We start from the raw sequence: 14,245 nt of genomic DNA, 5'->3' as shown, positions 1-14,245 counted from the left end.
CGCGGCTGAAAGCTCATGCGTTGTCCAGCGTCTTGAACCACTGCACCAGGAAGTCGACGAAAACGCGAACTTTTGCAGGCAGATAGCGCCGGTGCGGATAGACGGCAAAAATGCCGCCGCCGGGCAGAATGCGGTCATCCAGCGCAGTCAGCAGCTTGCCGCTTTCGATGTCGGGCGCGGCGATGAAATCCGGCAGGACGGAAAATCCCAATCCAGCCACGGCAGCGGCCCTTGCCGCCATCGGGCTGTTGACCTCGATCGGGCCGGAAACCGAAACGCTCACCGTATCGCCGCTGTCGCCTTTGAACGGCCAGTTGGTGAGCCAGCGCCCATTGGTGTCGATGATGCAAGGCACGCGGGCAAGGTCTTGCGGCCTGACCGGCATGCCGTGCCTGGCGATCAGTTCAGGAGACGCGCAAAGCCGTACCGAAAATGGCGCCAGGCGCCTGGCGATCAACGAGGAATTTTCCAGCCGCGAAATGCGCACCGCCAGATCGAAGCCCTCCTCGACCAGATCGACGAAACGGTCGTCGAGATGGATGTCGAGCACGATGTCGGGGTGCTGCTTGGCGAAGTCGATCAGCGACTGGCCGATCGGCGCGTCGGCAAAGGTGCGCGGCGCCGACAGCTTGATCCTGCCGCGCACGTCGCCGGAGGATTCGCGCACCGCATCGGCAAGGCTGTCGACCTCGCGCACGATCTCCGAGGCGCGCCGGTAATAGGTGTGGCCGGCCTCGGTCAGGGAAAACTGCCTGGTGGTGCGGTTGAGCAGCAGCGCGCCGAGCTCGTCCTCCAGCTCGCGCACATATTTCGACAATAGCGCCTTCGAGCGGCCGATCTTGCGCGCCGCCGCCGAAAATCCTTCGGCCTCGACCACGTCGATGAAGGCGCGCATGCGGGTCAGCGTATCCATGTCATGCGCCTCCTTGGTGGGCCGAAAGGATGCGGGCGGCCAGCGCAATCAACTGCCGGTCGCTGTTCTTCGGACCGAGCAGCGAAAGGCCGAACGGCGCCCCGCCGGTCTTGCCGAGCGGCAGCGTGATTTGCGGAAAGCCGGACAGGCCGGAAAGGCAGAGCAGTCTCAGCGCCCGCTCGCGATAGGTCTGCAAATCGTCGAATGACGCGGCCTTGAGCGGCGCGGCACCAGGAGCGGTCGGAAGCACAAGAACGCCGTCGTCGCCAAGCAGGCCGGCCAGTTCGAGGCGAAACGAAACGCGACGTTCCGTTTCACATTGCGCGGTTGCCGCGTCGATTGTCGCGCCGTGCTCGAAACGCTCCTTGACACCGGGTCCCAGCATGCGGTCGCCGCCGGCGATCCAGGCGCCGTGACTTTGCCAGGCTTCATAGCCTTGCAGCTTGCGGAAGCACCAATAGAGATCGTCGGTCGAATGCGACAGCGGGCCGACGCTGCGCGGTGCGCCCAGCACCGAAGCGACACTGCGGAGCATGGCGAGATATTCGTCGGCCTCGTGCGGGCCGAGCACGAGGCCGTCCAGCTCAGCGAGAGTGACGGGGCGTCTCAGGTCATGGGAATGCGGATCGTCGCCGAGCAGCACCGTGCCGACCTTTTCGTAGATGACGATGTCGCTTGCGAACCAACCGAACGTGTCCAGCGAAGGCGCCAGCGGCATGGCGCCGTCGAGCGGGATACGGCCATGCGTCGTCCTGAGGCCGATCAGGCCGCAGAAGCTTGCCGGCGCTCGGATCGAGCCGCCGGTGTCCGATCCGGTTGCAATGTCGGCCAGCCCGCCGGCGACTGCCGCGGCAGAACCGGAGGACGAGCCGCCGGTGACGCGGTCGGGTGCTGCCGGGTTGATGGGCGACGGGAAATGCGCGTTCAGCCCCAGCAGGGAAAACGCCAGTTCATCAGTCTGCGTCTTGCCGACGAAGCGGGCGCCCGAATCAAGCAGCGCCTGGACGGCCGGCGCGGTCGCCATGGCCGGTGAAGCGTCCCGGTATTTCTGCGGATTGCCGCAGCCGGTGCGGTAGCCGGCGACGTCGAAGATGTCCTTTACGGCAAGCCGCAAGCCGGCAAGCGGGCCGGATTTCGCATTGGCTACAGGGGTTTGATCAAGGTCGAGAAAAGCGTTCAGCGGGCCGCGAGTGCCTGTCATGCGTTCGATATCCGGATGTGCTTGCCGCAGCATTTTTCTTCTGGTTGCCGCAGCATTGTTCGATGCCACAAATTTTACAACCTGCCATACGATTTTTATTGATTGTGAAATCTTTCGATCTTATATCGCGCTTGCCCAAAGTCGCACGTGCCTGTGGGTGTCCGCCGATCCTCGAATGGTGAGGGTAATCGGTAAGGTAACTGGAGCCAACCCCTCCAGTCGGTTTAGCGGCCAACCGCCAACCGAGGACACCTTGAAGCAACGACGGTGCGGGCCTTTCTGGTGTTCTGCCGGTCGTCCAAAGACCGGGGTTACTGAAGAGGCACACCTTCATTGCCGGCAGTGCGGACGGGTCTCCCATCCAAGCCAAGGCAGACAAAGCGAACCGAGGCCGGGCAAGGCCAAGGTTCACCGCCGCGAGACGGCGCTTCATGGTTCCGGGGTCTCCACCGGCTGGTTCCATGGATTTGACGTCCCGCCTTTGTCCACCGCGTGTTCGCGAGGCCGAGAGCCCGCGTCCGCAAGCCTTTGTGCGCGCCGCAAGGCGCTGATGGAGAGACCCGATGGCTACCCAGCGCATCCTTGACTTTCTCGCCACCCGACGTCCGAACGGCCCGTGCCTCGTCGTCGACCTCGATGTCGTGCGCGACAATTTCCGTGCTTTCGAGAAGGCGCTTCCCGATTCCAAGATCTACTATGCGGTGAAAGCAAATCCGGCGCCGGAAATCCTGCGCCTGCTTGCTGCGATGGGCTCGTCCTTCGACACCGCTTCCGTTGCCGAAGTCGAGATGGCGATGGACGCCGGTGCGCCGGCGGACCGCATCTCCTTCGGCAACACCATCAAGAAGGAGCGCGACATCCAGCGCGCCTACCAGCTCGGCATCAAGCTGTTTGCGGTGGACTGCGTCGAGGAAGTCGAGAAGATCGCTCGCGTCGCTCCCGGCGCCCGCGTGTTCTGCCGCGTCCTGACCGACGGCGAGGGCGCCGAATGGCCGCTGTCGCGCAAGTTCGGCTGTGTGCCGGCAATGGCGGTCGACGTGCTGCGCCATGCCAGGGCGCTCGGCCTCGACGCCTATGGCGTGTCATTCCATGTCGGCTCGCAGCAGACCGACCTGACCGCCTGGGATCGCGCGCTGGCCGACGCGAAGAAGGTATTCGCGACGCTGGCCGACGAAGGCATCGTGCTGAAGATGGTCAATATGGGCGGCGGCTTCCCGACCCGCTATCTCAGGGATGTGCCGGTGGGGCAGGCCTATGGCCAGGCGATCTTCTCGGCGCTCAGGAAGCATTTCGGCAACGCGATCCCCGAGACGATCATCGAGCCGGGCCGCGGCATGGTCGGCAATGCCGGCGTCATCAAGTCGGAAGTCGTGCTGATCTCGAAGAAAGCCGACAACGACAATGTGCGCTGGGTGTTCCTCGACATCGGCAAGTTCGGCGGTCTCGCCGAGACCATGGACGAGGCGATCCGCTATCCGATCGTCACCGCGCATGACGGCAGCGAGACCGCGCCTTGCGTGCTCGCCGGCCCGACCTGCGATTCGGCCGACGTGATGTACGAAAAGACGCCGTACCCGCTGCCCTTGTCGCTGACCATCGGCGACGAGGTGCTGATCGAGGGCACCGGCGCCTACACGACGACCTATGCATCGGTCGCCTTCAACGGCTTCGAGCCTCTCCGATCCTACGTGATCTGAGGGCTCGCAAGAGTTGCTCAGATCATCCCCGGTGGGCGCCTGTCGCCCGCCCGGGCTCGCCTGTGGAACAATCCGCTTGTGCAGGATCGCGGAAATGGACATTGCAGATCTCATTGTTGAAGGCGTGGGGATCTCCCCCCTGGAGGGGGAGATGGCCGCGAAGCGGCCAGAGGGGGTCGGTTCGACTGGACTCGGCCTCCTGCCGCAGATGGAGGCCGGCGCTTCACGCGCGACAACCCCCTCTGTCGCCTTCGGCGACATCTCCCCCTCGAGGGGGGAGATTGCGGTCGTCGCCGAAACCGCCGCCGACGTTGGCGCTCGCGAGGCTTTGCTCGATCGCGCCATGGGGCCGAAGCGCCGGAAGAAGTCGTCGGAAAAGCTGCGGCGCGGCCGCCGGCCTTCGGAGGGCCTGGCCTTTGTCGCGCGCGACGCGTCGGGCACTGTTGCCGGCACGGTGCGGCTGTGGGACGTGGTGCTGGGCGAGGGCGGCAAGGCAGCGCTGCTGCTCGGCCCGCTTGCCGTCGACCCGGCGCTGAAAAATGCCGGCATCGGCTCGGCGCTGATGCGCCATGCGGTCACTGAGGCCGAGCGGCTTGGCCATGCGGCGATCCTGCTGGTCGGCGACGCGCCCTATTACAAGCGCTTCGGTTTTTCGGCCGCAAAGACCGGCTCGCTGGCCATGCCGGGGCCTTACGAGCGGCACCGCCTGCTGGCGCGGGAACTGGTTGTCGGCGCGCTCGACGGCGCGCAAGGCACGCTGAAGGCGGCCGGGCGCAAGCTGAAGGCACAGCGGCTGCCGCTCGCTGCCTAGAGGGGGCGTGATGCTCAGAGGACCGAGCCGGAGTGGGAGGGCGGTTTCGCCTCCATTGCCCGTTCCGGACGCCGGCGCTGCCCCTCACCTGCCTGCCGGCATCGACGTTGCGGCCAGCCCCTTCTCCCCGTCACTATACGGGGAGAAGTGCCCGGCAGGGCGATGAGGGGCGGCGCCGAGGTCGACCATTGGCGCTTTGCTTGGCCGATCAGCCGATCAGCTGGCTGAGCGCCATGGCGACGCTCATGTCGCCTTCGACCTTTATCTTGCCGGACATGAAGGCCATGGTCGGGTTGAGGTCGCCTGATATCAGCGAGTCCAGATCGTCGAGCGACAGCTTTATGGTGCAATCAGCCGGCGCATCGGTAGTCGAGACATCGGCGCCGTCGATGACGATGACGCCGTCGCTGCCGGTGTCGAATTTCACCGAGCGATCGAACCCGGCACTCGCCACGCGCGACCTGATGTTGTCGGCAATCTCCTGAACGCTCATGGCGGTTCTCCTCGTCTGCTTGCGTTTGTCGCGCGCCGGCGCTTCGACCTGGCCGAAGCCGCTTGCCTGGTTTTACAGCCACGGCCGCCGGCGCATATAGCTTCGGGTTGACGTTTACGTCAACGCAGTTCCCCGAGGTGAAGATGGGCTTTATCGCCGCAGCATCACGCGGGCATGGTTGCCGGTGCTGTCCTTCGCCAAAGGATGCGGTGCTGGTGCCGAGCATGAACGTGCAATCGGCGGCCGAGACCTTCCAGCGCGCCGGCGCCGAGGAATTGGCGGTGGTCGAGGATTTCACCGATCGCAAGGTGATCGGGCTGCTGACCGAAGGCCACCTGATGCGGCGCTATGCCGAGGAACTCGACAAGGCGCGGCGGGATCTGTCGGGCGAGGGGTAGCCGCGTCCTGTCCGGATAGCGATGCGACACACATGTCGGCTGCTGCGTAAGGTGGGCTCACGTCAACGGCCCGCTAATCGCCGGCTCCGAAATCCGATTGCGCGAACTGTCTTCTTCCTTGTGGAAGAGTGTCTTGAAGAAAAAAGCGTCGGGAACCGCCTTGATTACTTTTGCGATCACGGCGGTCGCGAGCACGGCAAACGCTAGGCGACCGAGAAGCACGCTCGTAACATCAGCGCCAAGCGTGACGACGACCAACGTATCCTCAATGAGGCTATGGGCAAAACCCATGAACACGCAGGCAAGGAATATCTGACGCGGCTCCGCGCTAGGCGTGCGCGCCTCGCGGATCAGCAGTCCTGCACCATAGGAAATCCCGAGAAACAGGCCGACAGCGGCGAAAGGTACCGTCTGCTTTTCGATGCCGGCGAGCCGAAAGAGCGGTGCAAGCCCTCTGTTCATCCAATCCAAAATGCCCGACATCTTTAGAAGCTCGATCACCCAGCTCAGCGCAAGCAGAACAACGAGCATGATGCCCAGGGTTTTGAGCGTACCCAGGAAAAAGCCGCCCCAGTCGGTGCTTTCATTCGTCGGCATCCACGCCGGCTTCACCGGTCCTGACAGCCATCCGGTCACGGCGAATATCTGATGCAGAAGGACAGCAAAGACCAAACCCCCGCCAATACGAAGCGCCGTGGTGACTAGGAAGCTCGGTCCGGCCCTCTGAATGATCCGTTGCTCGATCGGAATGGCATGTGCAAACAGCAAGAGAGCCGAAAGAACCGTCATGTCGGCAGTGCTGAGCGCCGAAACCGGAACCAAGGTGAATACGATCACAAGCGCGCCCCAGATCCCGACCAGCAATCCCGTCAGCCAGGCAAAGGCGAGTTCCGGTGGCAACCCCACCTGCAACATGAGCGGGGAGAAGAACGGAGAAATCGCCTGGATGACGCCAAGGTCCTGCAGCAGCCGTGTGGCAATCGCAACCGGAACGATCACGCGAACCAGTTCCCAATAGATTTCAAGCGTCTCCAATGTCTTGCGATAGAAGGCGGCGCAAATTGCCATCATGCTGCTCCATCATTCCTGGAGCCGTCTGAGTAGCGTGAGACGCTTCGCATTTGTGGTCAAAGTTTGCGATTCCGTGCAATAAAATTGCAACGCACCGACGCTGAGCGCGACCAACATGGACAAGATCGACAGAAGGCTTCTCAACCTGCTCCAGGATGATGCCTCACGAACTAACGCCAAACTGGCGGGGTTAATCGGGCTTTCCCCTTCGAGCTGCCTGCGCCGCATACGACGACTGAAGAAAAGCGGTGTCATTAGCCGCGTTGTCGCGCTTCTCGCACCGGCAAAGGCTGGCCGGGGCTTGAAGGCGATCGTCACCGTCGAACTGGAGCGTCATGGTGAGCAGTATATGCGGGACTTTCTCGAGTTGGCCGCCCAGGAACCGGCCGTCACTCAGGCCCACAGTGTAAGCGGCGAAACCGACGCCGTCCTCATGCTCCGCCTGACGGATATGGAAGAGTTCGATGCGCTGTGCGAGCGACTGTTCCGAGACCGAAGCAACGTCGCGCGGTACCACACGATGTTCGTGATCCGAACGGCCAAAGAAGTGACCGCAATTCCACTGTAGATGTTAGGTTGCGATAGACCTGCTGGGCCGCGAATTCATAAACGAGCATTGGCCGCACGGAGCGCGGCTTGAGCTCGAGCCCAAATCATCCCCCGGCAAGGCGCGGCAGCAGGAAAATCTCCGCCCCTTCCGGCAGTTCCTTCGACCAGGTGTCGCGATAGATCGTCCCGTCGATGGCGACGGCGATGCCGCGATCGATGTATGGCTCGAGGCCGGGATACTGTTCAGCCAGTTTCCTGAACAGCTCCCGAATATCCTTCGCCTCGATTTCGACCTTGCTCTTGCCTCCGGCGATCGCGCCGAGCGACCCCCAGAGCGTTACTTCGACCATCAGCCTCCCCGTTCCGCCTCGATCGCCGCCAGGATGCGCGGCGGCGACATCGGGATATGAGTCATGCGCACGCCCGCGGCGTTCGACACCGCATTGGCGATCGCCGCCAGCGGCGGCACGATCGAGGTCTCGCCGACGCCGCGCACCCCGTAGGGATGGTTTGGGTTGGGGATCTCGAGGATCTGCGTGTCGATCATCGGCAGGTCCGAGCAGACCGGGATGCGGTAATCCAGGAAACCAGGGTTCTGCAGCCGCCCGTCCTTGCCGTAGATATACTCCTCGTTGAGCGCCCAGCCGATGCCTTGCGCGGCACCACCCTGGTATTGCCCCTCGACATAGGTCGGATGCACCGCCTTGCCGGCGTCCTGAACGACGGTGTAGCGCAGCACCCTGGTGGAGCCGGTCTCGGGATCGACCTCGATATCGCAGATATGGGTAGCGAAGGAGACGCCGGCGCCGTCGGCGACGAGCTCACTGTGGCCTGCGATCGGTCCCCCCGTCTTCCCTGACGCGGCTGCGATCTCCTTCAGCGACAATGCTGCAAGGTTGCCGTATTTCTCGCCCTTGGCAATCGCGTGACCTTTTTCCCAGACCACGTCGTCGACGGGTATGTCCCACATCTGCGCGGCGCGTTCCCGCAACACCTTGATGGCGTTGCGGGCGGCCGAGATCGTCGCCATGGAGGAGGAGAAGGTGCCGCGGCTGCCGTCCGTCATGTCGTTGTAGCCGAGGCTGGAGGTATCGGCGACCACCGCCTTGACCTGCTCATAGGGGATGCCGAGCTCCTCCGCCGCGACCAGCGAAAGCGACGCGCGGGAACCACCCACATCGACCGTGCCGACGGCAAGCGAGACCGAGCCGTCCATGCCGATGTTGAGGTCGGTGCAGGTCTGGCCACCGAAATTGAACCAGAAGCCGCAGGCCATTCCGCGGCCCTGGTTCTTGCCGAGCGGCGCCTTCATGTGCGGATGGTTCTTCACCGCCTCCAGCGTCGGCCCGATGCCGATCGGGCCGTATACCGGTCCATAGGACGATCTGGTGCCTTCCTGCGCCGCGTTCCTGATCCGGAACTCGACGGGGTCCATGCCGATCTCCTTGGCCAGCTCGTCGACCGCACTTTCCACCGCAAACGCCGCCATCGGAGCCGACGGCGCGCGATAGGCCGCGGTCTTGGGCCGGTTGACCAGCACTTCGTAGCCGACCGTCCTGACGTTCTCGAGCTTGTAGCAGGCAAAGGCCGTCATGGCGCCGATCTCGGCCCACGTACCGGCATAGGGGCCGCAGCTATAGCGCAGCGTCGCCTCGGCCGCCGTGATCGTGCCGTCCTTGCGGGCGCCGATCCGAACGTCGATCGAGGTGGCGCTGGTCGGGCCGGAGGCGCGGAACACCTCGTCGCGCGTCATGACCAGCTTGACCGGCCGCCCGGCCTTGCGTGACAGCGCCAGTGCCACCGGCTCGGCCCAGACATGGGTCTTGCCGCCGAAACCGCCGCCGATCTCCGAGGAGGTGACGCGCAGCTTCGAGGCTTCCATGCCAAGCAGTTGGGCGCAATGTTGGCGGTAGACAAAATGGCCTTGCGTACAGACCCACAGGTCGGCGGTGCCGTCGGAGCTGACATTGGCCACGCAGGCATGCGGCTCGATATAACCCTGGTGCGTCTGCTCGGTCTTGAAGGAGCGCTCGACGACGAAGTCGGCCTGGCCGAAACCTACGTGGATGTCGCCATGGCCGTACTGGGTGCGCTTGGTGACATTGGAAGGCTTGACGGGCTTTTGCTCGAGGCCCTCGGTGAAGATGGCGTCGTTGACCAGAGGTGCGGAGTGCTTCATCGCCTCGTCGACGTCGGTGACATGCGGCAGCACCTCGTAGTCGACCTCGATCAGCTTCAGTGCCTGCCTCGCCGTGCGGGCATCGACCGCAGCCACCGCGGCCACGGCATGGCCGTCATAGAGCGCTTTCTTGCGCGCCATGCAGTTGTCGAGGATGTCGTACATGGCGGCATCGCCGTCGGTGAGGTCGGGCAGGTCGGCCGCGGTGATCACGGCCTTGACGCCGGCGAGCTTCTCCGCCTTCGACGTGTCGATCTTCCTGATCGTGGCATGCGCATGGGGGCTTCTGAGAACGCGCCCGACCAGTTGCCCGGCCATGTTGAAGTCGGCGCCATAGCGTGCGCGGCCCGTCACCTTGTCGACGCCGTCGGGACGGATGGGACGCGTGCCGACAGAGGTGAAATTGCGTCCGGAGTAACGCGGATCGAAATTCATCGTCATGCTCCCTTCATCACGCTGGCCGCGTCCTGAACGGCACGCACGATCTTGTCATAGCCGGTGCAGCGGCAGAGGTTCCCGGCGAGGCCGAAGCGGATCTCCTCCTCGGTCGGATCGGGGTTCTTGGCCAAAAGGTCCTTCGCCGCTATCAAAAAGCCCGGCGTGCAGACGCCGCATTGAAGTGCGGCGTGCTCCAGGAATTTCTGCTGCAGCGGATGCAGCCTGTCGCCGTGCGCCATGCCCTCGATGGTCTCGACGTGCCGGCCCTCGGCCTCCGCGCCGAGCACCAGGCACGAGCACACCAGCCGATCGTCGAGGATGATGCTGCAGGCCCCGCAGTCGCCGGTGCCGCAGCCTTCCTTGGCGCCCGTCAGCCCCAGGCGATCGCGCAGGACATCAAGCAGCGTCTCGTCCGGCTGGCAAAGGAACTCGACATTGTCGCCGTTGATTGTCGTTGATACTGCCACACCAGCCATCATTTGCCTCCTGCGCGTGCATAGGCGGTCGTGGCGGCCCGCTTGGCCAGCACACCCGCGACTTTCCGTCTGAATTCGATGGTGCCGCGCTTGTCGTCGATCGGCCGGCAGGCGCCCGAGCAGACCTTGGCGAGCCTCTCCAGCGTGGCTTCGTCCAGCTTGGAGCCGATGAGAACCTCGGCGGCCTCCTCGACCAGAATCACCGTCGGCGCCACGGCGCCCAACGCCAGACGGGCGGATTTGACGCGACCTTGCTCATCGAGCGTCAAGTTCACGCCGGCGCTTACCACCGCTATGTCCATCTCCGTGCGCGGAATGAAACGCAGATAGGCATCGCCCGAACGCGGCAGACGGCTGTCGAGCAGGATTGCCTCGATGATCTCGCCCTTGGCCAGCGACGTCTTGCCCGGCCCAGTCGGCACCGCTTGCACGGCAATCGTGCGCCTGGTTCCCGGGCCGACGACCACAGCCTTGGCGCCAGCGGCGACCAGCGCCGGCACGCTGTCGGCGGCCGGCGAGGCGTTGCACAGATTGCCGACGATGGTGCAGCGTCCCTGCACCTGCTTCGAGCCGATCAGCTTGGCCGCTTCGACGACGCCAGGCCATGCCTTCTGCAGGGCCGTGTTCTCGCCCAGCAATGCGCAGGAGACCGCCGCGCCGATGCTGAAGCCCTCGGCTGTTTCCCTGATCTCGCCAAGCCCGTCGATCGCCTTGATATCGACGATCAGGTCGGGTTCGATAAACCCGCCTTTCATTCGCACCAAGAGGTCGCTGCCTCCGGCGAGGATGGCGGCCGTGCCGGCTGATCCGGCCAACTGGCCAACGGCATCTTCCATTGAAAGCGGACGTATGTAGCGCATCGTCTCCCCTTAGTGGTCATAGTCACACCAACTGATATAACCGTCTCTCCACAATGGCCATCCTGTTCGTGCACTCGCGGATTGGGCCAGGCGCCGCAATCTCATTTTGCTCGTCCAACTGGACGCACCGCCAGCCACTAATGCTCGATCGGTCCCTTCGGCATCACCAGCGCAGTGCCGGCTGTCGTCGGGCGCTCGATCATGCGGCGGACGCGCGGTGGCTCGTTGCCGCTGTGCAGCGCCCTTATGCGCTCGCCGATGACGGCGTCGGCGTAGGTGGCGCGCCGATTGTGGCGGATATATTCGACCCAGGTCGGCGTGTGGTAGTGCTCGATCCATATCGAGGGATTTTCGAGATCGCGCGCCAAGGTCCAGTTGCGGGCGCCGTCACGGCGGCGGATGCGGCCGCGCTCGGCCATGGTGGCGAGGAATTCCGGTACGTCCTCGTTGCGGATGACATATTCGATCATGATGGCGATGGGACCGCTGCGCGGCTTGAGATCAAGCGCCAGATGCGGCTCCTGAAAACGGTTGAGCGGATCGAGGTTGAGCACGGCCTGCTGCGGCAGCGGCAGCAGCAGGCCGATGGCGCCTCCCGCCAGCATGGCGACGCTGGCCGCCATCAGGGCGACTTCGGCGCCATGCGCGTCGGCAACGACACCCCAGACCCAGCTGCCGAGCGCGATGCCGCCGAAGGTCGCGGTCTGGTAGACCGAAAGCACGCGGCCGACCACCCAGCGCGGCGTCGACATCTGCACGGTGACGTTGAAATGCGACAGCGCCGTCACCCAGCAGGCGCCGCCGAGCAGCAGGCCGAGCGACGTCTGCCAGGCATGATCGCTGACGGCGGCGTTGAAGGCGCAGACGGCGAAGCCGGCGAATGCCATGCGTACCATGGTCTCGCTGGACAGCAGCTGCCGCAGCCTGACGCTGGTCAGCGCGCCGCCGACGGCGCCGATGCCGAAAGCCCCTAACATGATGCCGTAGCTCAGCGCATCGCCCTTGACGACGTCACGCGCGACCAGCGGAAGCAGTGCCAGGACCGCGCCGGCGCTGAAGCCGAAAGCCGAGCTCCTGACCAGCACCTTGCCGATATTGGGCGACATGGCGACATAGCGCAGGCCGGCACCCATGGCGGCGCCCAGCGTCTCGCGCGGCAAGGTCGATGCCGGCAGTTCCGGCTTCCAGCGGGCCAGCACGACGATGAGGCCGACATAGCTCAGCGTGTTGACGGCGAAGGCCGCGGCAGCGCCTGCCGCGGCAACGATGATGCCGCCGATCGCCGGGCCGACGCTGCGCGTCAGGTTGAAGCCCATCGAGTTGAGCGCGATCGCCGCCGGCACCTTGGTGCGAGGCACCATGTCGCCGACCGAAGCCTGCCAGGACGGACTGTTGAGCGCGGTGCCGCTGTCGATCAGGAAGGTGAAGGCGAGCAGCGTCCACGGCGTCATCAGGTCGAGATAGGTGAAGACGGTCAGAAGAGCCGAGACGACGAGCATGAAGATCTGGGCGATCAGCATGACTTTGCGCCGGTTGAAGCTGTCGGCGATGGCGCCGGCCAGCAGCGCGAAGAGCATGATCGGCAAGGTGGTCGAGGCCTGGACCAATGCCACCTGGTAGGACGAGGTGGCGATCGTCGTCATCATCCAGGCGGCGCCAACGCCCTGGATGAGGCCACCGAAGTTGGAGACGAGGCTGGCGGACCACACCGCCCGGAAGATGCCGTGCCGGAACGGCGCCAGCGCCGAGGCGCTTTCGCTTTCCGGTGTGTCGTCGTTCATAAATGCTTTCCCGGGCTCAAATGCGTTTGTTCTTCCGATCAATAGGCCCCGCAAGCCGTGGGTTCAAAAAATAGAACATCATTTCGCAAAGGGCGAACGCATTCTGGAAAAACATCATGGTCCAACAACAGGATAGCGGGCGGGTCAGCGCGTGCCGCCGCAGGCTGAACGATCGGTCAGGCAGGCGGTACCGCTTGCCGAGCGCTGCCATCTGATTGGCAGGCACCGGCGGCACTTCTAGCGGTCCTCGAAGCCGGTCAGCACGCCGACGGCGTTGATGCCGATCTCCTCGACGGCGTAGCCGCCTTCCATGACGAACAGCGTCGGCAGGCCGAGCCTGGCGATGCGGCGGCCGATCCTGGGATAGTCGGGGGTCTTCAGCTTGAACTGGCTGATCGGGTCCTTCTCGAAGGTGTCGACACCGAGTGAAACCACGACAACATCAGGAGCATAAGCCGAAAGCCTCGTGCAAGCGTCCTCGAGTGAGGCGTTCCACACCTCCCAGCCGGTGCCGAAGGGCATCGGGTAATTGTCGTTGAAGCCTTCGCCGTCGCCCTCGCCGCGCTCGTCGGCATGGCCGAGGAAGAAGGGATATTCGGTCATCGGATCGCCATGCAGGTTCAGCACCTGAACGTCACCGCGGCGATAGAATATCTCCTGGGTGCCGTTGCCGTGGTGATAATCGACGTCGAGGATCGAAACGCGCCCGGCGCCATGGTCGCGGAACCATTGCGCGGCGACGGCGGCGTTGTTGATGAAGCAATAGCCGCCCATGAAGGCCGCCCCCGCATGGTGCCCTGGCGGGCGACACAGCGCGAAGGCGGAAGGCTCACCGGCCTTGACCAGCGCGGCGGCGGTCAACGCGACGTCATAGGACGACTTGATCGCATCCCATGTGCCTTTGACGAACGTCGCGCCACCGTCGAAGGAGTAGAAGCCGAGCAGCGCATCGATGCCTTTCGGGCGCACGTCGCCGCGCAGGCCGCGCGTCGGCCAGGTGAAGGGAATGGCCGAACCGCTGCGGCCCGATGCTTCCCAGAGCGGCCACACGGTCGGCAGGAAATCGATGTAGTCGCTGGCATGCACCTTCCTGGCGGCGGCGAGGTCGTGGCTTTCCGGCGGCAGGATCGGACCGAGCTTCTCGCTCTCCACCCGCGCCCTGATGAACTCGGCGCGCGACGGCTTTTCAAAGGCCGGCACGATGGCGCCGGCGATCAATTCGACATTGCCGGAATGGCCGGCATGGAAAGGCGAAAAAACAGTCTTCATGAAATTGTTCCGTGGTGAGACGCGGCGACCCTAACCGTCCTGCACTGCCTTTCACAAGGCGCTGGGCCAACCAGCCATGGCTTGCTGGCCCGGCAGCCGGTCGTCTAGC

Annotated in this window: 13 protein-coding genes and 1 pseudogene; 4 read left to right on the top strand and 10 right to left on the bottom strand. The window is 64.3% G+C overall.

The window, feature by feature from the left end:
• Window positions 1-13: 13 nt before the first annotated feature.
• Complete coding sequence (locus tag NKH41_RS02725) at window positions 14-913, bottom strand: LysR family transcriptional regulator (protein ID WP_352469556.1); 900 nt, start codon at window positions 911-913, stop codon at window positions 14-16.
• Window position 914: 1 nt separating this feature from the next.
• A complete protein-coding gene (locus tag NKH41_RS02720) occupies window positions 915-2,114 on the bottom strand; it encodes an amidase (protein WP_352767153.1) in 1,200 nt (399 codons plus the stop codon).
• Between the two features lie 563 nt (window positions 2,115-2,677).
• Here NKH41_RS02720 and odc2 point away from each other — a divergent pair.
• Together odc2 and NKH41_RS02710 are read left to right on the top strand one after the other, a co-directional pair.
• Window positions 2,678-3,811: an ornithine/lysine decarboxylase gene (odc2, locus tag NKH41_RS02715; RefSeq protein ID WP_352767156.1), complete on the top strand. Its 1,134-nt coding sequence runs from the start codon at window positions 2,678-2,680 to the stop codon at window positions 3,809-3,811.
• Window positions 3,812-4,019: 208 nt separating this feature from the next.
• Window positions 4,020-4,622, top strand: coding sequence for a GNAT family N-acetyltransferase (locus tag NKH41_RS02710; RefSeq protein WP_352767309.1), 603 nt, complete (start codon window positions 4,020-4,022; stop codon window positions 4,620-4,622).
• A gap of 208 nt (window positions 4,623-4,830) precedes the next feature.
• Here NKH41_RS02710 and NKH41_RS02705 read toward each other — a convergent pair whose 3' ends face one another.
• Window positions 4,831-5,115 (bottom strand): SCP2 sterol-binding domain-containing protein, encoded by a 285-nt coding sequence (locus NKH41_RS02705; protein WP_352448193.1) that lies wholly within the window; start codon window positions 5,113-5,115, stop codon window positions 4,831-4,833.
• Window positions 5,116-5,315: 200 nt separating this feature from the next.
• On the opposite strand from NKH41_RS02705, the pseudogene NKH41_RS02700 reads away from it, so the two are divergent.
• Window positions 5,316-5,513: pseudogene (locus NKH41_RS02700) on the top strand (chloride channel protein); the annotation flags it as partial.
• 57 nt (window positions 5,514-5,570) lie between these two features.
• On the opposite strand, the gene NKH41_RS02695 reads toward NKH41_RS02700, so the two are convergent.
• Window positions 5,571-6,377 carry a nucleoside recognition domain-containing protein gene (locus tag NKH41_RS02695; protein WP_502906013.1) on the bottom strand — a complete coding sequence of 269 codons (807 nt, stop codon included), beginning with the start codon at window positions 6,375-6,377 and terminating at the stop codon, window positions 5,571-5,573.
• A 322-nt stretch (window positions 6,378-6,699) separates the two neighbouring features.
• Between NKH41_RS02695 and NKH41_RS02690 the strand changes: the two genes are divergently transcribed.
• A complete protein-coding gene (locus NKH41_RS02690; RefSeq protein WP_352682548.1) occupies window positions 6,700-7,152 on the top strand; it encodes an Lrp/AsnC family transcriptional regulator in 453 nt (150 codons plus the stop codon).
• A gap of 85 nt (window positions 7,153-7,237) precedes the next feature.
• Here the strand turns inward: NKH41_RS02690 and NKH41_RS02685 are convergent, their stop codons facing one another.
• From NKH41_RS02685 to NKH41_RS02660, 6 genes are all read right to left on the bottom strand, one after another.
• A complete protein-coding gene (locus tag NKH41_RS02685) occupies window positions 7,238-7,483 on the bottom strand; it encodes a MoaD/ThiS family protein (RefSeq protein ID WP_023675441.1) in 246 nt (81 codons plus the stop codon).
• Complete coding sequence (locus tag NKH41_RS02680) at window positions 7,483-9,747, bottom strand: xanthine dehydrogenase family protein molybdopterin-binding subunit (protein WP_352767312.1); 2,265 nt, start codon at window positions 9,745-9,747, stop codon at window positions 7,483-7,485. Before NKH41_RS02680 ends, NKH41_RS02685 begins: the two co-directional genes overlap by 1 nt.
• Before the next feature lie 2 nt (window positions 9,748-9,749).
• On the bottom strand, window positions 9,750-10,226 hold the full coding sequence (locus NKH41_RS02675; RefSeq protein ID WP_352539334.1) for a (2Fe-2S)-binding protein: 477 nt from the start codon (window positions 10,224-10,226) through the stop codon (window positions 9,750-9,752).
• Window positions 10,226-11,086 carry an FAD binding domain-containing protein gene (locus NKH41_RS02670; RefSeq protein ID WP_352742808.1) on the bottom strand — a complete coding sequence of 287 codons (861 nt, stop codon included), beginning with the start codon at window positions 11,084-11,086 and terminating at the stop codon, window positions 10,226-10,228. Before NKH41_RS02670 ends, NKH41_RS02675 begins: the two co-directional genes overlap by 1 nt.
• A gap of 137 nt (window positions 11,087-11,223) precedes the next feature.
• Window positions 11,224-12,867: an MFS transporter gene (locus NKH41_RS02665; protein WP_352469562.1), complete on the bottom strand. Its 1,644-nt coding sequence runs from the start codon at window positions 12,865-12,867 to the stop codon at window positions 11,224-11,226.
• Window positions 12,868-13,104: 237 nt separating this feature from the next.
• Window positions 13,105-14,136 carry a histone deacetylase family protein gene (locus NKH41_RS02660; protein WP_352539331.1) on the bottom strand — a complete coding sequence of 344 codons (1,032 nt, stop codon included), beginning with the start codon at window positions 14,134-14,136 and terminating at the stop codon, window positions 13,105-13,107.
• Window positions 14,137-14,245 lie beyond the last annotated feature (109 nt).

The organism is Mesorhizobium sp. M1169 (genome assembly GCF_040318345.1).
In the GTDB taxonomy this organism is placed as follows: domain Bacteria; phylum Pseudomonadota; class Alphaproteobacteria; order Rhizobiales; family Rhizobiaceae; genus Mesorhizobium.
Note: the sequence above shows the minus strand (reverse complement) of the source record. Positions and strands in the feature narration are given on the sequence as shown.